Source organism: Streptomyces sp. NPDC004752, assembly GCF_053601275.1.
Map to the genome: position 1 here is coordinate 16,735 of NZ_JBSGBN010000050.1, position 23,319 is coordinate 40,053.

The 23,319-nt window shown below is 70.0% G+C and carries 15 protein-coding genes and 2 pseudogenes; 9 read left to right on the plus strand and 8 right to left on the minus strand.

Going from position 1 to position 23,319, the window contains the following annotated elements; all coding sequences use genetic code 11:
- Positions 1-95: 95 nt before the first annotated feature.
- From ACWEKM_RS21655 to ACWEKM_RS21685, 7 genes are all read left to right on the plus strand, one after another.
- On the plus strand, positions 96-1,094 hold the full coding sequence (locus ACWEKM_RS21655; RefSeq protein ID WP_451622810.1) for a substrate-binding domain-containing protein: 999 nt from the start codon (positions 96-98) through the stop codon (positions 1,092-1,094).
- Positions 1,091-2,719, plus strand: a complete 1,629-nt coding sequence (locus tag ACWEKM_RS21660; RefSeq protein ID WP_451622811.1) for an Ig-like domain repeat protein — start codon at positions 1,091-1,093, stop codon at positions 2,717-2,719. The genes ACWEKM_RS21655 and ACWEKM_RS21660 overlap by 4 nt, the downstream gene beginning before the upstream one ends.
- Before the next feature lie 190 nt (positions 2,720-2,909).
- On the plus strand, positions 2,910-4,835 hold the full coding sequence (locus tag ACWEKM_RS21665; protein ID WP_451622812.1) for a hypothetical protein: 1,926 nt from the start codon (positions 2,910-2,912) through the stop codon (positions 4,833-4,835).
- A 32-nt stretch (positions 4,836-4,867) separates the two neighbouring features.
- Positions 4,868-5,848: a hypothetical protein gene (locus tag ACWEKM_RS21670; protein WP_451622813.1), complete on the plus strand. Its 981-nt coding sequence runs from the start codon at positions 4,868-4,870 to the stop codon at positions 5,846-5,848.
- Between the two features lie 21 nt (positions 5,849-5,869).
- Entirely contained in the window at positions 5,870-7,177 is a 1,308-nt protein-coding gene (locus tag ACWEKM_RS21675) for an Ig-like domain repeat protein (RefSeq protein ID WP_451622814.1), read from the plus strand.
- Positions 7,174-8,100 carry a sortase domain-containing protein gene (locus tag ACWEKM_RS21680; RefSeq protein WP_451622815.1) on the plus strand — a complete coding sequence of 309 codons (927 nt, stop codon included), beginning with the start codon at positions 7,174-7,176 and terminating at the stop codon, positions 8,098-8,100. Before ACWEKM_RS21675 ends, ACWEKM_RS21680 begins: the two co-directional genes overlap by 4 nt.
- Before the next feature lie 146 nt (positions 8,101-8,246).
- Positions 8,247-8,996 (plus strand): phosphate ABC transporter ATP-binding protein, encoded by a 750-nt coding sequence (locus ACWEKM_RS21685; protein ID WP_451622836.1) that lies wholly within the window; start codon positions 8,247-8,249, stop codon positions 8,994-8,996.
- 38 nt (positions 8,997-9,034) lie between these two features.
- Here the strand turns inward: ACWEKM_RS21685 and ACWEKM_RS21690 are convergent, their stop codons facing one another.
- From ACWEKM_RS21690 to ACWEKM_RS21720, 7 genes and pseudogenes are all read right to left on the minus strand, one after another.
- On the minus strand, positions 9,035-10,132 hold the full coding sequence (locus ACWEKM_RS21690; RefSeq protein ID WP_451622816.1) for a dipeptidase: 1,098 nt from the start codon (positions 10,130-10,132) through the stop codon (positions 9,035-9,037).
- A gap of 19 nt (positions 10,133-10,151) precedes the next feature.
- Positions 10,152-11,066, minus strand: a complete 915-nt coding sequence (locus tag ACWEKM_RS21695; protein ID WP_451622817.1) for a carbohydrate ABC transporter permease — start codon at positions 11,064-11,066, stop codon at positions 10,152-10,154.
- Positions 11,056-12,030 carry a carbohydrate ABC transporter permease gene (locus ACWEKM_RS21700; protein ID WP_451622818.1) on the minus strand — a complete coding sequence of 325 codons (975 nt, stop codon included), beginning with the start codon at positions 12,028-12,030 and terminating at the stop codon, positions 11,056-11,058. Before ACWEKM_RS21700 ends, ACWEKM_RS21695 begins: the two co-directional genes overlap by 11 nt.
- Positions 12,021-13,331 (minus strand): extracellular solute-binding protein, encoded by a 1,311-nt coding sequence (locus ACWEKM_RS21705; RefSeq protein ID WP_451622819.1) that lies wholly within the window; start codon positions 13,329-13,331, stop codon positions 12,021-12,023. Before ACWEKM_RS21705 ends, ACWEKM_RS21700 begins: the two co-directional genes overlap by 10 nt.
- A gap of 441 nt (positions 13,332-13,772) precedes the next feature.
- Positions 13,773-13,913, minus strand: coding sequence for a hypothetical protein (locus tag ACWEKM_RS21710; RefSeq protein WP_451622820.1), 141 nt, complete (start codon positions 13,911-13,913; stop codon positions 13,773-13,775).
- Between the two features lie 97 nt (positions 13,914-14,010).
- Positions 14,011-14,206: pseudogene (locus tag ACWEKM_RS21715) on the minus strand (IS256 family transposase); the annotation flags it as partial.
- 616 nt (positions 14,207-14,822) lie between these two features.
- Positions 14,823-16,961 (minus strand): serine/threonine protein kinase, encoded by a 2,139-nt coding sequence (locus ACWEKM_RS21720; RefSeq protein ID WP_451622821.1) that lies wholly within the window; start codon positions 16,959-16,961, stop codon positions 14,823-14,825.
- 885 nt (positions 16,962-17,846) lie between these two features.
- On the opposite strand from ACWEKM_RS21720, the pseudogene ACWEKM_RS21725 reads away from it, so the two are divergent.
- Positions 17,847-18,961: pseudogene (locus tag ACWEKM_RS21725) on the plus strand (condensation domain-containing protein).
- Positions 18,943-19,770 carry a hypothetical protein gene (locus ACWEKM_RS21730; RefSeq protein WP_451622822.1) on the plus strand — a complete coding sequence of 276 codons (828 nt, stop codon included), beginning with the start codon at positions 18,943-18,945 and terminating at the stop codon, positions 19,768-19,770. The pseudogene ACWEKM_RS21725 and the gene ACWEKM_RS21730 overlap by 19 nt, the downstream one beginning before the upstream one ends.
- Before the next feature lie 44 nt (positions 19,771-19,814).
- Here ACWEKM_RS21730 and ACWEKM_RS21735 read toward each other — a convergent pair whose 3' ends face one another.
- Positions 19,815-22,532, minus strand: coding sequence for a CHAT domain-containing protein (locus tag ACWEKM_RS21735; protein ID WP_451622823.1), 2,718 nt, complete (start codon positions 22,530-22,532; stop codon positions 19,815-19,817).
- Positions 22,533-23,319 lie beyond the last annotated feature (787 nt).

The window sequence follows — 23,319 nt, forward strand, 5'->3', positions numbered from 1 at the left end:
CGCACCCGAACGATCGACAGGTCCGCGCCAACGAACTGTCTGACACAGGGCGCCGGGCATCACCCGGCGCAAGCCTATCCGAGGGGTTAACCCACGTGAACAGAAGCAAGATAGCGATCGCCGCCATCGGACTCGCCGGCCTTCTCACCGGCACCGTCAGCGCCGGTATGGCCGCCGCCGACCCGTCCGGCACCCCGACCTACCGTCCGCTGGCCGGTGTGGGCTCCGACACCACGCAGGGCGTGATGAACGGCCTCGCCAACGTCATCACCGTCAACGGCCAGAAGGTCCTCGGTTCGTACGACGCCGTCGGCTCGGCGAACATCACCACCAAGGACCCCGCCACCACGCCGGGCTGCACCATGACCCGGCCGAACGGCTCGGGTGCCGGCCGTACCGCCCTGCAGAACTCGCTGGCGGCGAACAACGGCTGCCTGGACTTCTCCCGGTCCTCCAGCCTGAACCTGGCGGCGTCGAACCCGGGCCTGACCTACGTCCCGTTCGCCGTGGACGCGGTCAGCTACGCGATCACCCCGTCCAGCCAGGTCCCGCGCAAGCTCGCCCTGAGCGACCTCAAGGCGATCTACCACTGCGACCCCAACTACGTGGGGACCGGGCCCAACTACGACCTCACCGTCTACCTGCCGCAGGCGGGCTCCGGGACGCGCTCCTTCTGGGAGTCGACCATGGGCATCACCGACGCCGACGTGGTCGCGGGTGTCTACCCCTGCATCAAGGACACCAAGAACGGCTCGCCGGTCGAGGAGCACGACGGCCGCGTTCTCGACGACAAGTCGATCACGCCGTTCTCCATCGCGCAGTACGACGCGCAGAGTTCGCAGACCATCGCGGACGTCCGGGGCCGGGCCATCCTCGGCACCATCGACAACGTGGCGCCGAACACGCTCAACAGCAGCTTCGGCGTGAAGCGTGACGTCTACAACGTGATCCCGACCTCCAAGATCGGCACGGCGCCCTGGAGCAACGTGTTCGTCGGGTCCAACTCCCTCATCTGCCAGCAGTCCAACGTGATCAACACGTATGGCTTCGCGACCAACGCGAGCTGCGGCGACACCAGCAAGCAGACCCCGTGACCGGGTCGGTCACCCCCGAAGCACCCGCATCCTCCAAGAAGGAGAGCACAACCGTGTGGAAGCTCAGACTCTCCCGGGTCGCCGCGGGCGGTCTCGCGAGCCTGGTGGCCCTGCTGACGGTCGGCCTGGTGGCCCCGTCGGCGTCCGCCGCTGAGATCGGCACCGCGACCGTCACCCCGGCGACCGGCAGCGACACCTCCAGCATGAGCCTCACCACGTCGGGCGCCTGCCCGGCGAACGCCACCAACGTGATCGTGTCGGTGACCGGCTCCGGTTTCCCGTCCGGCGGCCAGAACGTCGTGGGCAACTCGCCGATCAGCTCGTACGGCACGGACACCGACGGTGGCCTCATCATCCCGCTGACGCAGACCATGCGGGACTACGCGAACACGGCCGGTTTCACCACCCTGACCGGCAAGTACACCTTCCTGGTCACCTGCCGTACGGCGTTCAACGGCACCAGCCTCGGTGACTTCCCGGCTTCGGTCTGGTTCACGTCCAACACGGCGTACCAGAACACCGACCCGGCGGTGAAGACGCCCACCACCACGTCCCTGGCGGTCTCCCCGGCGAGCCCCGCCACGGCCGGCACGAACGTCACGCTGACCGCGACCGTGGGCCCGGCCGGCGCCGCGGGCACCGTGCAGTTCCGGGACAAGGGCACCGCGCTGGGCGCCCCCGTCACCGTGAACAACGGTACGGCCACCTTCAGCACGACCACGCTGGCCGCGGGCTCGCACTCGCTGACCGCGGACTTCACGCCGACGAGCACCTCCTTCGACGTGTCCTCCTCCACCGCGGTCCCCTACACCGTCGACACGGCCCCGGCCCAGGCGACGACCACCGCGCTCGCCGTCTCCCCGGCCGGTACGTCGGCCCAGTACAGCCCGGTCGGCTTCACGGCCACCGTCACGCCGAACGGCGCCGCCGGTTCCGTGAAGTTCCAGGACACCGTGGGAGCCACCACGACCACCCTGGCCACCGTGCCGGTCTCGGGCGGGCAGGCGACGTACAACACCTCCGGCCTGGCCACCGGCGACCACTCCTTCTCCGCCACCTTCGTCCCGGCGGACACCACCGCGTACACCGGGTCGTCCTCGGCCCAGGTCGCGTACACGATCGGCGCGTTCGCCGGCGTCACCGCCTCGGAGAACATCACCACGACCGTCAACCCGGGTGCGCTGGTCATCAGCGTCGACGACCCGAACGTCACCCTGCCGTCGCCCGTGCTGAACACCAACGGCGACCTGCTGACCACCACCGGCAAGATCAACCCCGTCACGCTGACCGACACCCGTGCCGGTAACCCCGGCTGGTCGGTGAGCGGCCAGGTGTCGGACTTCTCCGACGGTGGCACGCACAGCATCAACGGCCAGAACCTCGGCTGGACCCCGAACGTCATCGACAAGTCGTCGGCGCAGACCGTCACGGCCGGTGGCGCCGTCGCCGCCGCGAACGGTGTCGCGCCGGCCGACGCGGGCAACGCCGGTCTGAAGTCGTCCCGTTCGCTGGCCACCGGCACCGGGCTCGGCACCGCGCACCTCGGCGCCGACCTCGCGCTCAACGTGCCGACCTCGACCGTGGCCGGCACCTACACCGCAACGCTCACCCTGACGGCCATCTGACCTTCCCGGATGGCCAGGGGGACGTCGATACCCCCCGGCGTCCCCCGCCCCGAGTCCGGGGCGGGCGCGCTCGCCCGCTCCGCCCGCCCCGGACTCACCCCGGCTGCCCCGTACGGGCCGTCCGCCCCGACTGCCTTTCGGGGCGGGCGGCCGTACCTCCGTCCTGCCCGCGCTCGATCGGACGACCGACATGATCACCGCCAGAGCCCGCCGCCTCGCCGCCCACCTCGCCGTCTGTGTTTTCGCCGTTCTCGCCGTCCTCACCGTTCTCCCGGTCGGCGGCGGTACCGCGTGGGCCGCCCCCTCGTCGACCCCGGCCGCCCCGCACGGGCGTACCACCTTCGGCATCCAGCCGTCGGGTGCGAAGAAGCCCGACCAGCGGCCGAACCTCTCGTACAGCGTGACCCCGGGCGCGGCCCTGCGGGACCACCTCGCCGTATGGAACTACGGCACCGAGCCCATCACCCTGCGGCTGTACGGGGGCGACGGCCTCATCACCGCCGACGGCGGCTTCGACGTGCTCGCGGCCAACAAGAAGTCGACCGCCGTGGGTTCCTGGGTGAAGCTCGGCAAGGAACGGGTGACGGTGCCCCGCCGGTCGCACGTCATCGTCCCCTTCACACTGGCCGTGCCGCAGAACGTGACTCCCGGCGACCATGCGGGCGGCATCGTCGCCTCGCTCTCCGCCACCCGCACGGACGCCAAGGGCAACAAGGTCAAGGTCGACCAGCGCGTGGGGGCGCGCATCTACCTCCGGGTCGCCGGCAAGCTCGACGCGCGGCTCTCCGTGGACGGCCCGCACACCACCTACCACGGCACGCTCAACCCGTTCGGGACCGGATCCGCCACGGTCACCTACACGGTGCGCAACACGGGCAACGTCCGGCTGGGAGCGCACCAAGTGGTGCGCGTCAGTGACCTGTTCGGCGGCGATGCCAGGATGCGGAAGCCCCGTGACATCCCCGAACTGCTGCCCGGCTCCGCCCTGACGTTCACCGCTTCCGCGACGGGTGTCCTGCCCACGGTGCGGGACACGGCGACCGTCACCGTCGATCCGGTTCCGGTACGTGGCGATGTCCCGCCGCCCGTGCGGCCCCGGGTCACGGCGTCCGCCGACTTCTGGGCCGTCCCCTGGACGGTGCTCGGCCTGATCGTGCTGGTGGTCGTCGGCGTCGTGGTGTTCTTCGTACGACGTCGGCTGCGGCGGCGTCGGGGTACGGGCGCCACGAGCCGCCGTCCCGCCGTGGTCGGGACGAGCCGGGCCACGACCGGGCGCGCGGCGGCGATGACGGTGGTCACGGCGGCGATGGTCACGGCGGTGATGGTGCTCGCCGGTTCGCCCTCCTGGGCGGCCGACGCCGGGCAGCTCACCGTCTCTCCCCAGCACGGCAGTGACACCCAGCCCATCACCATCACCGCGGCCAAGCCCTGTCCGTCGGGCACGACGAACGTCATCGCACGCGTCGCCGGTGCCGGATTCCCGCGCGGCGGCCAGATCGTCGTGGGCAACGCGCCCGTCACCACGTACCCGAAGGCGCCCGGGGGCGGCGCGTCGATCCCGCTGATCTACACCATGCGGGACTACGCCAGCACCGCCGGATTCCACACACTGCGCGGTACCTACACCTTCACGCTCAGCTGTCTCAAGGGGGCGTTCTCCCGAACGAGCGCGGGGGACTTCAGCGGGTCGCTGCGGTTCTCGTCCAACACCGTCTATCGGGACGGTACGAAGGCGAAGGTCCCGGCGGGCGCGGGCGCGGGCGCGGGCGCGGGGGCGTCGGCGCAGCCGTCCGGGTCGGGTCAGCCGGGCGGCTCGGCCTCGCCGGGAGGCAGCGGCGCGGGCCCCGAGGGGTCGCCGTCCGCGGCGCCGAACGGCTCCGGTGCCGCGCCGTCGAACGGCTCCGGTGCCGCATCGCCGAACGGCTCCGCCGCACCCACCGGCGCGGCCGGTGCCGCTCAGTCGGCCGCCGCGCCCCCGGCCCCGCACTCGAACGCCACGCTCATCGCGTTGTCGACGTCCGGATTCGTCGTCGCCCTCCTGGCCCTGCTCGTGGGCGCCCTCTTCTGGGTGCGCGGGCGCCGGGCCCGCGCGGCCACATCCGGATCGAGCGACTGAACACCCACACCCGAGCCAGAGGAGATTTCACCGTGTCGTCGAAACGTCTGTCCCGTCCGGCCGCCGCCGGCCTCGGAACGCTGCTGCTGGCCTGCGGCACAGCGGGCCTGCTCGTCGCTCCCGGCGCCCAGGCGGCCGCCGCGGGCAAGCTGGAGGTGGACCCGGCCAAGGGCAAGGACACCCAGACCATGACCCTGACCTCGGCGGGCGCGTGCCCGTCGAACGCCACCAACCTGATCGTGAAGGTGACCGGCTCCGGCTTCCCGGCGGAAGGCAAGAACGTGATCGGCAACTCGCCGCTCACCACGTACGGAACGACGCCCGCCGGCGGCTATGTCGTCCCGCTGACGCTGACGATGCGGGACTACGCGAACGAGGCCGGCTTCCAGACGCTGCAGGGCCGGTACGACTTCACGCTCACGTGCCGTACCGCGTTCAACGGCACCAGCCTGGCCGACTTCACCGCGCCGATCTGGTTCACCTCGAACACCGACTACCAGGACACCGACCCGAGCGGCGGCTCCACGACCACCCCGCCCGCCTCGTCGCCGCCCGCGACCTCCACGCCGACGGACTCCGCGGGCCCGACCGACTCGACGAGCCCGACGGACACTTCGGAACCGACGGACACTTCGGAACCGACGGACACTTCGGCACCGACAGACACCTCGGCACCGACGGACACCGGCATGCCCACCGACACGGGCAGCCCGACGGACACGTCCGGCACGGGGGATTCGGCCGGCACCGGTGATTCGGCCGGCACGGGTGATTCGGGCGGCAGCGCCTCCGGCGGCTCCGAAGGCATAAGCACCGACGTCACCGGCGGTTCCGGCGGCGGCAAGGGGTCCCTCGCCGCCACCGGCACCGGCGCGGCCCTCCTCGCGTCCGCCTCCGCCGCCCTCGTTCTGCTGGGCACCTTCCTCGTCCAGTCGGTCCGCCGACGCCGACTGCTGGACTTCCCCGACACCCCGCACACCCCGTTCCACGACACCGACCGCTCACGGGACTGAGCCCAGGAGAAGACACACGCCATGATGTTCACTTCAGTACGCCGTGCCCTGCCGGCCGGTATCGCCGCCGTGCTCGTCGCCGGAGCGATCGGCCTCGGCGCGACCGGAGCCGAAGCGGCTTCCCTCGGCACCCTGGACGTCGGTCCGCCCACGGGCACGGACACCAGCGGGATAACCCTCACCACGTCCGGCGCGTGCCCCAGCCCGGCGACCAACCTCATCGTCTCGGTGACCGGTTCCGGCTTCCCGTCGGACGGCAAGATCGTGGTGAGCAACTCGCCGATCAGCACGTACCAGACGGCGCAGAACGACGGCATCGTGGTGCCGTTGACGCAGACGATGCGGGACTACGCGAACGAGGCCGGCTCCCCGACGCTGCAGGGCCGGTACGACTTCACGCTGACCTGCCGAGGGGCCTTCGGCTCGGCGACGTACGGCGACTTCGGCGCCCCGATCTGGTTCACCTCCGAAACCGCCTACCGGAACACCGACCCGGCCGGGTCCGTGACCGCGACGACGACCACGCTCACGGCCGCCCCGGCGGGCCCGGTCGTCGAGGGCACATCCGTCAAGCTCACCGCGGCGGTGGCGCCGAACACGGCAGCCGGTACGGTCCAGTTCAAGGACGGCACGAAGGCACTCGGCAGCCCGGCCGCCGTGTCCGCCGGAACGGCGTCGCTGACCACCACCGCCCTGGCCGCGGGCAGCCACTCCCTGACCGCCGAGTTCACCCCGTCCGACGCGTCCGCGTACGCGCCCTCCACCTCGGCCGCGCTGCCCTACACCGTCAAGATCAAGCCCCCGACGGTCGTTACGGCGCCGAAGGTGACGGGCACGGTCCGGGTCGGCTCCACCGTGACGTGCAGCGCCACCTTCAACGGCGCGACCTCGTACACCTACGCCTGGCTGCGCGACTCCGCCGTGATCAGCGGCGCGACCGGGCGCACCCGCGCCCTCGTCGCCGCCGACTACGCGCACAAGCTCGCCTGCCGGGTGACCGCCACCAACGGCGGCGGCAAGACCACCGCGACCAGCCCCGCCGTGACCGTGGCCCGGGGCCCGGCCCTGAAGAACACGGTGCGTCCGTCGATCACCGGGACCGCCAGGGTCGGCAAGCGGCTCACCGCCAAGCCCGGCAGCTGGACGCCGACGGCGACGTCGTACGGCTACGTCTGGAAGCGCGACGGGCACGCGATCCGCGGCGGGACGCACTCCACGTACCTCCTCACCCGCACCGACAAGCGCCACCTGATCACGGTGACCGTCACCGCGAAGCGGTCCGGCTACACCAACGGGACGGCCACGTCGAAGTCAGTGAGGGTGGGATGACCTCACCCAGCGCCGTGGCGCAGGCTCCGTCCGCCGACGGGTCGCCCGACCCGTCACGGGCGGAGCCCGCCCGGGCACGGCAGACCCGCCAGGCCGGCCCCGGGGTCCGCGTCCTCGGCGTCGCGCTGAGCATCCTCGGCGCGCTGCTGCTCGGATTCGTCCTGGACGTCGGCCCGTTGGGCGACCTCCGCCATGTCCGCGACCGGCAGGTCGACTACGCCGCTCTCAGGGGCACCCTGGCCAACGGGGTCGCCCCGGTGGGCGGTGCCGTTGCCCCGGGCACACCGGTGGCGCTGCTGAACATCCCCGCCCTGCACCTGCGCGAGGTCGTCCGGGAGGGCTCCACGGCTCAGGACCTGTCCCGTGGCCCGGGCCATCGCAGGGACACGCCCCTTCCGGGCCAGGCCGGGGTCAGCGTCATCATGGGCCGCCAGACGACGTTCGGGGGCCCGTTCCTGCACCTGCGGGAGCTGCGGCCGGGGGTGGAGTTCACCGTGACGACCGGCCAGGGCAAGCACACCTACCGGGTGCTCGGCCTCCGCCGAGGCGGAGACCCGCAGCCGGCGGCGTCGGCGGCGGGCCACGGCCGCCTGACCCTGGTCACGGCCGACGGTACGCCCTTCATGCCCCGGGGCATCCTGCGCGTGGACGCGGACCTGGTCTCCCAGGTCCAGGCCACACCGGCACCGAGTGTCGGGCCGGGCGCCCTGCCCCAGGACGAGACGCCGATGGCCGTGCAGTCCTCGGCATGGCTGCCGCTGGTGCTGTGGGGACAGGGGCTCGTGCTGGTGGCCGTGGCCATCGCGTGGAGCCACGCCCGCTGGGGCCGCCGCCACACCTGGGTGTTCGGCGTCCCCCTGCTGGGTGTCCTCGGCCTCACGGTCGCCGACCAGGCGGCTGCTCTCCTCCCCAACCTGATGTGACCGCCGATCGAGGACATGCCTTGACCGATCAGAGTAGTGACACCAAGACCACGCTCCCCCTCCCGCCGTACCCGGACGGGCAGCCGTCGGCCGGCGCCCACCCGGACGGGCCGCCGCCGGCCGGCGCCACCCTCGACACCCGTCGGATCTCGGCCTGGTTCGGCGACCACAAGGTCCTCGACCGCGTGTCGCTGACCATGTCGTCCGGCCTGGTGACGGCCCTCATCGGCCCCTCCGGCTGCGGCAAGTCCACCTTCCTGCGCATCCTCAACCGCATGCACGAGCTCATCCCGGCCGCCAGCCTGGCCGGCGAGGTCCTCCTCGACGGCCAGGACATCTACGCCCCCCGCCGCCGCCTGACCGAGACCCGGCGGAACATCGGCATGGTCTTCCAGAAGCCGAATCCGTTCCCCGCGATGTCCATCTACGAGAACGTCACCTCGGGTCTCAAACTCACGGGCACGCAGGTGAGCGGCGAGGCCCGCGACGACCTGGTCGAGGAGTGCCTCACCAAGGCGGGTCTGTGGCAGGAGGTCCGGACCCGGCTCCGTCAGCCCGGCGGTGCGCTCTCCGGAGGCCAGCAGCAACGCCTGTGCATAGCCCGTTCCCTGGCCGTACGCCCCAAGGTCCTCCTGATGGACGAGCCCTGCTCCGCCCTGGACCCCACCTCGACCCTCCGCATCGAGCAGACGATCCGCGAACTGGCCCAAGAGGTCACGATCGTCATCGTCACCCACAACATGCAGCAGGCGGCCCGCATCTCCGACCAGTGCGCCTTCTTCCTCGCCGCCCAGGGCACCCCCGGCACCATCGTGGAACACGGCCCGACCTCCACCATGTTCTCCACCCCCTCCGACCCCCGCACGGCGGACTATGTGGAGGGCCGCTTCGGCTGACGGATTCCGGTGAACCGCCCATGGGGCCCACGGGGCGTCTACCTTTTCGTGACCTTTCCTGCGCACGCCTCGGTCGTGCGCAGGACGCGCAGCACATTGCCGTGGGTCAGCGCGGCCAGATCGGAGCTCGACCAGCCGCGCCGGTCGAGCTCTGCGAGCAGTGCGGGGTAGCGGTCCACCGAGGCCATGTCGTCGGGGGGTGTCATACCGTCGAAGTCGCTGCCGATTCCGACGTGGTCGATCCCGGCGACGGCACGGACATGCTCGATGTGGTCACTGATCTCCCGGATGCCGCAGGGGGGCTTGGGGTTGTCCGCGAGCCAGGCGGCTTCCCGGGCGGCCGCGTCCGGTCCGGTCCACTCCCGCTGCCGGGCTTTGCGGGCCGCGGACCAGGCACCGTACTCGCCGGACAGGAACTCGGGGAGGAAGACGACCATGACGATGCCGCCACTGGCGCCGACCGCCCGCAGCGTGTCATCGCTGACATTGCGGGGGTGGTCGCACAGCGCTCGGGCGCCGGAGTGCGAGAAGAACAGCGGCGCGGTGGTGATACGTGCGACATGGTCGACGGTGGTGTCGGCACAGTGCGAGAGGTCGACGAGCATGCCGAGCTCGTTCATCGTCGTCACCACCTGCTCGCCGAACGCGGTGAGACCGCCTGCGCTCGGCCGGTCGGTCGCGCTGTCGGCCCAGTCGGTGTTCGCGTTGTGCGTCAACGTCATATACCTGATTCCGCTGCGGTGCAGAAAGCGCAGGACATCGAGTGAGTCGAGGATCTGGTGCCCGCCCTCCAGGCCCATGAGCGACGCGATCCGGCCCTCGGCGAAGCAGCGTTCGACGTCGTCGGCGGACCGGGCCACGGTCGTGAGGTGCGGATAGGTCTCGCACATCCGGTGGACCGCCTCGATCTGCGCGAGGGTCAGGGCGGGGATCTCGGCCCGGTCGGTGGTGCAGGGTACCCAGATCGACCAGAACTGCGCCCCGACGCCCCCTCGGTTGAGGCGGACGAGGTCGGTGTGCAGCCGTGGCTGCTCCTGCGCGAGGTCGAGGCGGCCGAAGTCGAGGTCGGCCAACGTGCGGTGTTTCCACAACAGGTCGTTGTGGCCATCGACGATCAGCTGGTGCTCGGTGGTCATGTGTCGGTCTCCGGGGTGGTCATCCATGCACGGCGCCGGCCGCGACGGCGGCGACGATCTGGCGCCTGAGCAGCAGATACGCGGCGAGGGTGGGGACGGAAACCAGGGTCGCGGCGGCCATCGTCGGCCCCCACTGGTTGCCGCCCTCGGCGCTGGCGAACTGGGCGAGGCCGACGGTCAGGATCTGCATGTCGGGGCGGGGCGCCACCAGGTTCGGCCAGACGTACTCGTTCCACGCGCCGACGAAGACAAAGACGCCCAGCGACACGACCGGCCCGCGGACGGCCGGCAGCAGGATGCGCGTGATGACGGTCGTTTCGCTCGCGCCGTCGAGCCGGGCCGCTTCCAGGATGGCCCGGGGGAACGTCCGGAAATGCTGGCGCAGCAGGAAGACCCCGTAGGCGCCGGCCAGTTGAGGGATGATCAGGCCCGCGTAGGTGTTCAGCAGTCCGGCCTGGGCCACCAGGATGTAGTTCGGGATCAGGAAGACGATGAACGGGATGGGCAGCGACGCGAGGAAGATCGTGAAGAGGACGTTCGCGCCGCGGAAGGTCCACTGGCTGAACGCGTAGGCGGCCGGGACGGCGACAGCGAGCTGCCCGAGCGTGGTGCCTCCGGCGAAGATCATGCTGTTGAGGAACTGATGGGGGACGTCGCTGGTGGTGAAGGCGTCGACGTAGTTGGCCAGTGTGGGGTGCGTCGGCAGCGGGTTGAGCGGGCTGCCGAAGATGTCGGCCGGTCGTTTGAGGCTGATCCCGATCATCCAGACCACAGGTGCGACCGTGAGGATGCACGCTGCTCCCATCACGAACTGCACGGCGAGCCGGCCCGCCCGAGGTTTCATGTGACGCGGGCGGGTGTTGGTGGCGGTGTTGTTGCTGGCGGTGTTGTTGGTGGAGGTGTTGTTGGTGGTGGTGCGGAGGCTAGTGGTCATAGTGCACGCGCCTGTCCAGGAGTCGAAACTGCCAGATCGCGGCTGCGGCGAGCACCACGACCAGGGCGATGGAGGTGGCCGCACCAGGCCCGACGGCGAGCTGTTGGAATGCGTCGCGGTAGGACTCGTACAGCACGTTGTTCGACGCGCCGCTGGGCCCACCCTGAGTGATGATCTGGATGAAGACGAAGACGTTGGGCAGGGCCTGCAACACCGTTGTGAGCAACAGGAACAGGATGGTCGGCGCCATCATCGGCAGCATCACGTAGCGCATCAACTGGAGCGTGCCGGCCCCGTCGATCCGGGCGGCTTCCAGCTGCGGAGCCGGCACGGCCGACACTCCGGCGAGCGCCACCACGTAGTTGAACCCGAAGAACTTCCACGTCGCGATGACACTCACCGCCACCAGCGCGGTCTGCGGCGAGTTGAGCCAGTCGTGCGCTCCCAGCCCGAGGTGCCTGAGCACCGCGTCGACCGGACCGGCATCGGGCAGCAACAGGAACTGCCAGACCAGCCCGGCAACGGCGGCCGCGATCACCGTCGGGGTGAACAGCACGGCCTGATAGAGCGCCGCGCTGCGCGGTCCAGCCCAGCGGGTGAGCACCGCGAGCGCGATCGGCAGGACGAAGCTGCCCAGCACCGCCAGACCCACATACTCAAGGCTCTGCACGGCCAGCGTGCCGGACTCCGGGGTGAACAGCTCCCGGTAGTTGTCCAGGCCGACCCAGGTCGGGGTGGGCGAGATCAGGTTCCATTGGAACAGGCTCAGCACCGCGGCCAGCAGCAGCGGCAGGAACAGGAACAGCACCAGCAGCACCAGTGCCGGGCCGGTGCACACATAGGGCCGCAGCCGGGTCCACACCTGCACGCGGCGCGGACCGGGCAGGACCTGCGTGCGGCGCGGGCCGGGCAGGACCTGTGTGCGGCGGCTCGACCGCGCCGTCACCTTGGCGGTCACCGGCACGGCTGCCCCTCGACCAGGCCGTCAACCTTCGCGGCGATCCGGGCCAGCGCCGGTTTGACCTCGGTGCGCGAGTTCAACAACGAGACCATCCCGTCGAACACCGCCTGCGCGGCCTGCGGGCCCTGCGGACCGGGGAAGCCCTGGCGGGGCACGGCGAACGCGACCTGCTTGACGCCGAGCCTGCCGAATGCGTCGGCGGGAGGCGGAACGTCCTGGCGGACCGGGAGATAGCCCGTCGCCTTGTCGAGGGCCGCCTGGCTCTCGGGTGAGGCCAGGAACTGCATCAGCCGCCACGACGCCTCCTGCTTACGTTCGTCACGGGCGAAGCAGACCATGAGCTTGCCGCCGATCGGCAGGCGTTGCGGCTTCGACCCGAACGACGGGGCGGGTGTGCCGGCGATCTCGAACTTCGCTTGGGACTTGAAGGTCCCGTACAGGCCCGGGGTCGTGAACACCACCGGGAGCCGGCCGGCCATGAACGCCTGCTGGGCAGCGGCCGAGCGGGAGGGGCTGGCGAGACCGTCGCGCACAAGGCCGGTCCACATCTCTATCGCTTCCACCCCGGCGGATTCGGCGAAGGCGGCCTTGGCGCCATCGGGCCCGCACCCGACGAAGCGCCCGCCGTTGCCCTCGACGAGCGTCTGGGAGCCCCAGTTGTCGGTGGAATCGAGGTGGATCCACAGCGGCGGCGCACCGGTCCGCTGCCGGATCCTCGGGGCCGCGGCCCGCCAGTTGTCCCAGGTGGTCAGGCTCGCGGGGTCGACGCCGGCGCCGCGCAAGACATCGACGTTGTAGATGCCCATCAGCACGGCGGCGTACAGCGGCAGGCCGACCTGGGTCGAACCGACCTGCGCGGCCTGCAACATATTGCTCGGCATCTTCGCGAGGAAGTCCTTGCCGGAGAACTTTTCGGCGAGCTGGTCCACGCTGATGTAGGGGAACTTGTTCGCCACGAACCCGAGGAGCTCGCTGCCGAAGTAGATCGCGCCGACGTCGGGTGGGTTGGCCCCTCCGACGAACGTGGGCTGCAACAACTGCAGAGGCTGGGTCGCCGCGTCCTTGTAGCTGCTGATCACACGGATGTCGGGGTTCTGCTTGTTGAACTTCGCGATCAGCTTTTCCATCGTGGCTCCGCCATAGGCGGCGGAGAACTGGTGCCAGTACTCGATCGTGACGGTCTTGGCGGAGCCCGAGCCACTGCTCCCGCACGCGGTGAGGGCCACACCGGCGGCGGTCGAGCCGGCCAGGCTGAAGAGTCGGCGCCGGTTCATGGGGGTGCGGTGCGCTCTGATGGTGGTCATGACGGTCCTGCCTTTCTGGATATGTGTGTGGTGGAGGTGACCGTGCCCGAGACCGGGCCGGGGCGGGCGTCGTCGACGAACGCCATCAGGGTCGGGGCGATGATCCGCGGCCCGGCGGCGGGGTGCTTCTCGCGATCGCGAAGCCGAGCCGGTACGTACCGGCTGCGGCTACTGAAATGGCTTCCAGACGGGTCGCGACGCCCCGGCCGATGAACACGGCGAGGACATCGACAGGGGATCAAAAGCGAGCCACGTCGGGTAGGGAGCGGAAGGCGCCGTCAGGGGGGGCTTGAATCAGTCCGCGAGGCTCAAACGTCGACTGGCACAAACTCAGTCTGTCGCGAAGGATCGTATGGGCCTGCATGGCCCGGATGGCCTGGATGGCGGTCGCGGCCTCGATGACGTTTCCCGGGCCCGACATCCAGCCGACTCGCCGGCCCGTCATCCAAGAGCGGCGTTCTTCGCGGCGGCTGCGCCGGCTTCCATGACGGTGGCTGCGATGCGCCGGTCGCTGGGGCTGAGTGATGGCACCAACACAGGCACATGTGCTGCCACTTCGGAGTCGCTTCTGATCTCGTCCACGGCGTCAGGCTAGGCCGGGCCCGGCTGGGGCGAGTGACACCACCATGAACCGACGGCAAACATTTCCATGAACCGGTCGCGTGTTTGGAAATGCTTGCCAGCAGGCTCTGTCGGCCGGGCGGTTCTGCCACATGGCGGGTTCATCGGCGACCGCGTCGGCGGTCTTGCTGATCAGGTTCGGTGAGACCTGGACTCCGTACAGGACGACCAGACGGGAACGGATGTCCCGCATCACCCCCCCGCGGGCGCACAACGACGCCCTTGATCGTCGAGCCTGCGAGCCTCCGTGCGTGTCGACTGGCGCGTCGCCGAGCGCCTCGGCTGCAAGGCGATCGTCCACCGCCACCAGTGCAATCTCTGGGGACGCCAGATACGTACACGTAGACGTCATATGGGGCACAGCCGCCCAGGAGGTCACGTGTCATGCGTCTCTCAACAGCCACGATCATCCCCCTCTTGGTAGCCGGGGTGGCCTTCACGGGGGCGGCGCCCGCCATGGCAGATCCGCAACCCAGCCCGACTCCGCCCACCACCAGCACCATGCCGCAACCCAGCCCGACTCCGCCCACCACCAGCACCATGCCGCAACCCGGAACGGCTTCGGGATCCGACAATGTGGGGCGGGTCGGCCACGGCCAAGACAACGGGCTCGGGCTCGGCGACGTCCGGCCAGGCCACGGGTTCGGTGACCGGAACCACATCCCTCACTTCCGGCTGCACCGGCACCACGGGTTCTGCTTCTTCGTGCACCGCCACATAGTGATCCGGATTGTCCGGTTTGATGACCGTCGTGTGGTGATCGTCAAGACGATCGTGCCCGGCCACCTTGTGTGTCTCGGACCGTTCAGGGACTTCTGAGGAAAATTCCAGTGTGGGAACCAGAATCAGCCCCCGTCAGCTGCGGCGAGCTCAGTCGTACGCCTTCAGGCACAACAGCGTGGCGCCGTCGTCCACCTTCTGGGACCAGTATGTGTTCGTGTCGTACTGCCCGGCACGGCAGACCGCGTTGGTGGTGCTCGCCGTCGCCCGGTAGATGGCCGTGATGACGAAGATGTCGTTGTACGCGCTGGGGACCTGTCTGTCCGTGCAGTTCACGGACGACAGCAGCGCGATGCTGGCGGAGTCGCCGTCGTTGTTGGCGAGCAGGCAGTCGCCGCTGTGGTACTGGCCTTCGAGACAGAGCGCGGTGCGCTCGCCGCTGCTGCTGGAGTAGTACGACCAGGTCGCCTGGTCTGGGGCGCGGAGGCAGTCGCCGGTCGTGCGGTAGACCCGCACGCGCGCGATGCTGCAAGGCGTCGTGTTCGGCTCTTCCTCGCTCCAGTCGTACTTCTCCTCGCCACCGTACCCGGTGTCGAAGACGTCCAGGCAGTCCCCGACCGAGACGGCTTTGAAGGCGTCCTCGGTGGGGTCGGGCTCCGGTGAGCTGGTCTCCGGTTCGGGCTCGGGCTCGTAGTCGTTCGAGCCGCCGCTCGACGAGTAGTCGTCCGAGTCGCTGCTCGGCAAGCTGGAGGAGCCGTCGGAGCCGGACGAGGTGTCGCCGCTGCTGCCACCGCTGGCCAGGCCGGAACTGTATGTCGGCTGAGGGCTGCTGGCCGGGCTGTTGTCATCCTTCTTGTCCCAGGGCTGCCAGAACAGGAGCCCGATGATGACCGCGCCCACGAGCAGCCCGACCCAGCCTTCGGAGCTGTTCGATGTCTTCGAGGCGGACTTCGCCGGAGTCCTCGGCGTCGAGGAGGGCAAGGAGGTAGAGGACGTCGAGGTGGTGCCGTGGGGGGAGGTCTGAGTCCGCGCCCGCGCTACGCGTTCGCGCTCCTTCTCCGCACGTTCCTTCTCCGCGCGCTCCTTCTCCGCTCGGTCCGCCGCTTTGCGCGCCTCCTCCCGGCGCCTACGCTCCTCCTCCTGGCGCCGCCGCTCCCGCTCCTCCGCCTGCGCCCGCTCCTCGGCTTGCGCCTGCGCCAGGGCGTCCCGCTGCTTGCGTAGGGCCTCCAGTTGTTCGCGCATCGAGCTGACGGCCTCGTCCGAACCCTCCCGGACGGCCCCGGGCCCCACCCGTGTCCGTGCGTCGGCCGTATCGAAGTCGATCGCGCCATCCTGCAGTTGACGCCCCTGCTCCGCGTACTCCTCGATGAGCGTGGTCCACTCCAGCGGCAGCCACCGTGCGGCCTCTCCGGTCGCCGTCGGCGGGTCGAGACCGCGCAGGCAATCCCGCAGTACATCGGTGGGTGCGGGCCGCTCCTCGGGCTCGGCCCTCAGCAACGGGAGGATCAGCGGCTCTAGTTGCGAAGGCAGCCCCTCCGTGTCGAGCTCGGCGCGCTGGACGAGAGCCAGAAGCCCGATGGAGTGGTCGGTCTGCTGGTACGGGGGGCGGCCGACCGCGAGGAAGAAGAGTGTCGCTCCCAGCGAGTACATGTCGGACGCGGTGGTGGACTTCCTGCCGGACGCCTGCTCCGGCGACGTGAACGGGAAGGTGCCGATCGTCGTCGCGGAGCTGGTGTGGTCATGGGCGTGCGAGATGCCGAAGTCGATGAGGCGGGGCCCGTCCCGGGTCAGCAGGATGTTCTGGGGTTTGACATCCCGGTGGACGACCCCCACGTCGTGTAGTTCGACCAGCGCACGCGCTGCCTCGGCCGCGATCCATCGCACAGCGTCAACAGGTAACGGCCCTGCCTCGCCGACGAGTTCGGCCAAGTTGGGTGCCGGAATGAACTCGATGGCCAGCCACGGGCGCTTCGCCGTCGCGTCGGAGGCCAGGACCTTGGCCGTGGACGCGCTCTCGACGCGTCCGGCCAACTCCACCTCGCGGGCGAACCGGTCCCGGTCCGGCCTGCTGACGAAGCCCTCAGCGAGGAGCGTCTTGACCGCGACCAGAGGATGGTCCACCACGGTTCCGGTGGGCCCGGCAGCACTCACGGCGCCCGCTGCCGCCTCCTCCTGCCGCGCGAGATAGATGCGGCCCATCCCGCCCGTGGCGATCCGCCGCAGCAACCGGTAGGGGCCGAGCCGCTGCGGATCATTGGATTCGAGTGAATAGAGCTTCATTCCAGCCATGCGGCGTCACTCCCCATGCGTGTCCCCCTCGGTGCTGTCCGCGAGTGCCCCGTGCGACCTGTGCGCCCCCGCGATGCTGTGATTGAACCGTGCCGGCCTCGGACGCAAGGCGGGTCGTGGTGACGTGGCGGTAACCGAGGGTATCGGTGACATCGCTGTGCTGGGTACTGGCGGCCACATTCGCCAACGCACGAGACTTGCGGGCAGGCTCGCCAAGCAAGAACGCCGCTGACAACCGGTCGGCTGTGTGGAGCCGGTCGGCCTCACGCAAGTACCGCGAAGGGCCGGGAGAAGGCGCCACCGCTGTGATCGGCGGCGCCCCGATGTTCCGGTCGGACGGGGCGCGGCCGTTACGCCATGGCTTCCCCGTCCGGACGTTGATCCCGACGATCCGGCATGCCTCCGCGTTGCTCACATCCTGCTGCAAGTGCTGAAGTCGGACGCGCCGTTCCGGTCAAGGAACCGCGCCCCTGGCTGACCGAACGGTCCCGAACCTCGAAGTCCATCGCACCCCCCGAGCTGGGGTGTTGCGACGACTCCTAGGACCCAAGATCGGTTCGGGGCCCTTTGACCTGGTGCCCCCGGCAGGGCACCAGACAGATGGGAACCGTTGCGGGCGGTGGTTGCCGGTATCACGGATCACCGTGGAATCCACTCTGCACCTGTGAAAGCTCGGCCGCTGGCCGCAGGTTAGAGTCCTGGGCAGGAGCCGCAATCAAGGGCTGGTCGTGGCAAGCCCCATGTGACCTGCGGAGATGCGCTTGCCGTGACGATGTCGACACATCTACCGAAGACACGGGCCGGCTGACGCGGCGATCGCGCTTGTTGCGTTGCGTTCGACGGGGATGGCGCCGAGGATCTGGTGGGCCTCCGCCGCGTCGGCGAATGCGGGAGACAGCGGTGGCGAGGCCGTCTTTCGTCGTACTGCTCTCGGCCTTCCAGGCCCTGGTGTCCCGCTACACCGGCTGGCGCGACGTCCCCGTCGGCACGACCGTCTCGGGCCGCACCCACCCGCAGTTGGACGCGCTGATCGGCTACGGCATCAACAGCCTCGTGATGCGTGGGGCGCTGGCAGAACGATGCGAGCTTCGACGATCTCGTGGCGCGCGCCCGCACCACCCTCGCCGACGCCACGACCATCAGGCGGTGCCCTTCGCGCAGCTGGTCGACGAGTTGCGGCCGGACGCGACATGTCCCGGACGCCGCTGTACCAGGTGGCGGTCACCATGCACCAGCGCGGCGACGGCGATCTCGAGCTCGGGGATCTCGACGTCGAGCCCTGCCCGGTGACCAGCCGTATCGCCAAGTGCGACCTGGAACTCCAGGCCAACGACGCGGCGGAGGACAGTTTCCAGGCCCAACTGGTCTACGCTACGGGGCTCTTCGACGAGGAGACCGTCGGGCGCATGGCGCGGCACTTCGTACGACTCCTCGAATCCGCTGTCGCCGAACCCGGCCGTCCGGTCTCCCGGACCGACATCCTCGACGAGGCCCTTGCTGCGAGAAACCTCAAGATCCCCGACAGAGTCGCTCAGTGGCCAGTGTGTCGGATCTTCAACTTCCATATGCTTCTTGAAGATTGCCCAGGGACCGACGGGAACGGCCGTGACTGCACGGTCGGTACGGGGGGAGAAGCGCAAGTGACCGGATCCGACCTCATCGCGTGGTGCTGCACATATCTGGACGAACTGCGAGACGTTGCGGAGACGGAGGCTCAGCGGGCCGAACTCGAGGAATGTGTGGCTGCCGCGGCCCGGGGTGAGGACTGTACGGACCGGCTTGGTGCTGCCCTACGGTCCATGGGTCAGGAGGTCGAGGTTTCCCGCGGCGGGGGCTACGTCATGGTCTCAGGACTGCGGGGCGGCATGGGCGCGGTCCTCCGGGCCGTCTGCCCGAACGGGGTCTGTTCGCGCGACGCCGAGGCGGGCGCACCTGAGGAGCAACGGCGCTGCTCGGTCCAGGGGGCTGTGATGCCCGAGAAGTGGACATCGCCGTCGTGACGGGGTTCCTCGCCGGGCTCGGCGGCAAAGTCGTCGAGCGCTGGCTCTCCCTGCTCACCCTCCCTGGCTGCCTGTTCGTCACCGCCGCTTGGGTAGCCTCCGCTCTGGGCCAGAGTCATGCCACGAACCGCAGGCACCTGGCCGATACCCTCTCCGGCTGGTACGAGGGCGCGCAAGACACCCGCCCCGGCACCCTCGGAGCGATCGCGGCCGGGCTGATCGTGCTGGCGGCACTGGCCGGACTGACGGCGAGGATGACCGGACAGGTGGTGATGCTCCTGTGGTTCGCCCGGTGGCCGGGGTCCCTGGGACGGCACATGCGGGACGTCGAGCAGCGAGTGTCGGACTACTACCAGATCGACCTGGAGATGCTCTGGCCCCGGCTCTGGCTCGTTCTGGCTCCGCACGTGCGGAAGGAACTGCGGGCCGTGATCACCGCGGTCGAGTCCGCCACCATCGTGGGCGCCTGGGGGCTGGGCTACCTGGTGTTGGGCTGCTGGTGGTGGCCGGCCGCAGTGATCGGTGCGGCGGTCCTGTGCGCCGGATGGGTGCTCGCCCGGCAGCACACGGTGGAGCTGGCCGCACTGGTGGAGAGCGCCGTCGACATCGGCCTGCGTCCCGTGGCGCGCTCGCTGGATATCACGCCTCCGTCGGCCGCCTCCCCCGCCGAGGTGGGACTGCAGCTGGCCCCCGTGCTCCACAAGCGGCTCGCCGCTACTGCCCCTCCCGCTACTCCCGCGCCGCAACGCTGGCGGGCTCCGTCCGGTCCGCCGGTCCGCAGGCGTGGCACCGCATCCGGCGGCTCGTGACACGGCGCGCCTGATGTCGCGTCGGGTCAACGGCCCACGACAGGTCAGCCCACGTGTACGAACGGTGCCCAGGCCCGCGGGGAAGGCTGCTGCGCGCGGACCTGCCGCACCGCCCTGTGCACGGCGGCGGCCACTCTGTCGTCCGCGGTCTCCCGGGTGCCGTCGTACGGCAGTGTGCCAAGAGAGGTGTAGAACGCCTTGGTGAACTCGGCCGCGGACCGGTCGCCGGTCTCCCACAGGGTGCCCACCACATGGCGGGCCCCCGCGACGCGGAAGGCGGAGGTCAGGTGGAGGACTTCGTCGGGCAGTTGCTCACCGGCGTCTGCTGTGCTGCAGGCCGAGAGAACGGCCAGTTCGAGACCGTCCAGTCGCTCCGTCATCAGGTCGGCGACGGTGAGGGTCTCGTCCCGTAGGACCAGTTGGCTGCGTGACGGGTGCTGCGCGTCGCTCTGCCCGTGACAGGCGAAGTGGACGCCCCGGGCGCCCCGCAGACCGGCCCGCACGGCAAGCGCCGACACCGCCTCCGCTGGCAGCGGCAGAGCCCCTGGAACGGTCGAGACCACGTGTGCCGCCTCCCTCCCGGCTCCTTCCAACGGCCGGTGCGGCATGAGCGAGGAGTGGGGCACCGGAACGACCAGGTGCCCCGCACGGCGACTCGTCCCCGCGGCCGGGGAACAAGCATCGTCGAGCAACCTCAGAGTCGGCGTGTACGACGAGACGACACGGTCCGCCACACACGCGCCGGGTACTTCGGGCAGCCCGGCGGCGTGCAGGGGAAGCATTGTCAGCGGACCGGTCGCCGACCAGCGCAGGCGGGACGGGAGACCGCCGTCCTGCGGAGCGGATGTGATGCCCAGCGCGGAGAGCACTGGTTCCGCGACCGCCTCCCAGAGCCACGCGAGAACCTCCCGTACCACCTGCTGGTGCTTCTTCGCTGCGGCGGGCCCCGGCGCGGGCCACCGGGTCAGCTCAGCCGTCGCGGTGGCGAACCGTCGGACGTTCTCTGTCACGTCGTGCAGGACGAGATCGGACAGCGGAACCACACCGGTCTCCTCGTCGGCCCGGAGGACGAGCGCGTCGCACCGGTAATCGCTCACGTTGAGGGTGACCACCGGGACTGCCCCTGCCCGCCGGCGCAGCACGTCCGTGCCGGGCGCGCGGAGATAGTCCTCCAGACCGGGAACGGCACGGATCTGCAGTGTCACCTCGTGGATGGCGTTGGTCAGCCGGTGACGGCGGTCGGCGGCCGGGCCGTAGGGTGCGTCCTCCACCTGCGCCAGGTCCGCGCGGAGTTCCCGCATGCGCTCCGCCAGGCGCGGAGCGAGCGCACGAACCGGATCGAGATCGGCATCGCTGCGCCGGGTGAGAGCCTGGCCGACCAGCGTCGCCCGGCCGGTCTCCAGGGCCTGCAGCGCCTGGTCCGCCGAACCGCCCGTCCGGAGTACGAGCGCGCAGGCGTCACGGGCCAGGCTGGTGGCCATCGTGGACAGGCCCTTCTCCCGGTCCTCCACGCTCAGAGCCTCCGAGGCGGCATGCGGAAGGATCTCCACCGCGCGCAGGATCAGCCGTGCGGCGGTCTCCCAGTCACCGACTCGGGCAGCCAAGCCGGCGCCGAGCTGTCCGGCCAGAACCGCGTCGAGCCGGTGGGATCCGTCGAAACTCGTGGAGAGCGCCTGGATCGCCGCCGCGGGGTCGTCCCGGTCCCGCCTGCTGCGCAGGAGCCCCACCACCGAGGTGATGGTCTCCGCCTCGCGGGCCGTGGGGCCGGCAGCGGATGCGCGGCTTCCCTTCTCGGCCGTGTCGATCGCCTCGTCCAGCAGGGAGGGATCCCCGGTCTCCTCCGAAAGGCCCGCCAGGGCCATGCTCAGATTGGAGGCGAACGTGGGGTAGTCCGGCACCGTCGGGTCGGTCGCGCGCAGCGCGGCTCGCATCATGTGGACGGCCACAGTGAGTTCGCTGCGCGCGGCATCTCCCGGACCGCTCAGCCTGGAATGCGCGTGCATGGCGCCTCCGAGCTGGTTGAGCAGGCCGGGCAAGAAGGAATGACCAGGCGGCAGTTGTGTCACGGCCTTCTGGAGCAGCTCCACCCCCCTCTTGAGCATCGGAGGATTCCGGGTGTCGTGTCCCTTCTGAGCGTAGAGCTGTCCGGCCCACAGCAGACGCCATGAGTAGTCGTCGTCGTCCGTACGGGTGTCGAGAGCCAGAGCCCGCTCGGCAAGACCGATGGCTTCGTCCAGGGCGGAGAAGTCCCGCGTGGCGAGGTAACGCAGATTCAGCTGGCCCGCGAGGTTGATCATGTTGACCGCGTGGTTTCGCGGATTGGGGTCGCCGGCCTCCACCGCCTCCCTCAGCACATCGAGGGGAACCGCCCCCGAACCCGGCCGCAACGAGTGAATGAGGGCCTGCTGGGCCCGGAGCCGATGGTGGGAGCGATGACCGGGGTCGGCGAGGGCGCAGGCCGTGTCGATTGCCGCGGTCGCCCGCCGCAGATCCTCGTCCACTCCGGTGCGTCGGTACCGGTGATGCCAGGCCACGGACTCGAGTCCAAGGAGATCGGCCTGCCATTGGTCGTCCTGGGGAATCCTGGCACGGCAGGCGGCCAAAAGCTCAACCGTCGGCTGCGTGATGCTCAGCGGAGCCCCGGCGTCCATGGCATGGTTGCAGGCCTCGGCCACGGCCGCACAGTCCTCCAGCGAACCCTCGACCCTCAACTTTCGCGCCGCCGCGACGAGTCCATCGGCGTCTTCCGTCGATATGGCCATTTCTGCTTCTCCCCGTACCGCTGCTCGGCCACGACAACCACACAACGCTCACTGCCCGAAGACAGTCTCACAACTTCACCCAGTGGCGATGAGGCCGTGCGGCAGGGTGACGGCGAGCCGGCCACCGTGGTAGTCGGCCAGGGCGGCGACGGCGTGCGGTGCGGCGGATGCCGGCCATGGCGCAGCGGGGCGGCTGTCCGGCCTCCTCACGGGTCTCGTACGGGACCGGGCCGCCGCCGCAGCGCGCCCGGCTCTCGGGTCCGGATTGCCGATCATGTGGCTGGCCGGGTGAAGAAAGCCTTTGTCCATTGCTTTGCCCGATACAAGAGAGCCGACCCCGGATCCGTTGTGTCAGTGCGCGATCACCCGATCAGGAACCCCGTTCGATCAGACAAGCCCGTTGATCGGTAAGCCGATGGCCTCTGACATCGGCAGCCTCTTCGCTGGCTTCCCCCGCCAGGCCAGTGCGCTCGGCTCCCGGGCAGTCCGATCGGGAAGGCGAATGACGATCACCGTGCGAATGCTGCCCCCAGGCAGCATGGGGCGGTCATCAGAGCCCAACTGCGGGACCAGGGTGTCTCCGCACTCTGGTGCCCCGAGGGCGGGAGCGGGGAGAGCTTGCGCCGTGCCGGCGGCCTCCGCTGTGCTCGTCCGCCTGCCCTGGGTGCGCGTTGGGACGTCCACTTCGTGGTGCGTTCTCCGGCGGCGGAAGTGGTGCAGCGAATTCTCGGCCAAGACCGGACCAGACCGCGACCAGTCCCTGACCGGACGATCCGGTTGACTTGAG

Bases quoted from the DNA above. Each gene is read 5' to 3' on its own strand.
- ACWEKM_RS21665 (WP_451622812.1), top strand. From the start codon at position 2,910: ATGATCACCGCCAGAGCCCGCCGCCTCGCCGCCCACCTCGCCGTCTGT.
- ACWEKM_RS21675 (WP_451622814.1), top strand. From the start codon at position 5,870: ATGATGTTCACTTCAGTACGCCGTGCCCTGCCGGCCGGTATCGCCGCC.
- ACWEKM_RS21680 (WP_451622815.1), top strand. From the start codon at position 7,174: ATGACCTCACCCAGCGCCGTGGCGCAGGCTCCGTCCGCCGACGGGTCG.
- ACWEKM_RS21690 (WP_451622816.1), bottom strand. From the start codon at position 10,132: ATGACCACCGAGCACCAGCTGATCGTCGATGGCCACAACGACCTGTTG.
- ACWEKM_RS21695 (WP_451622817.1), bottom strand. From the start codon at position 11,066: ATGACCACTAGCCTCCGCACCACCACCAACAACACCTCCACCAACAAC.
- ACWEKM_RS21705 (WP_451622819.1), bottom strand. From the start codon at position 13,331: ATGACCACCATCAGAGCGCACCGCACCCCCATGAACCGGCGCCGACTC.
- ACWEKM_RS21720 (WP_451622821.1), bottom strand. From the start codon at position 16,961: ATGGCTGGAATGAAGCTCTATTCACTCGAATCCAATGATCCGCAGCGG.
- ACWEKM_RS21735 (WP_451622823.1), bottom strand. From the start codon at position 22,532: ATGGCCATATCGACGGAAGACGCCGATGGACTCGTCGCGGCGGCGCGA.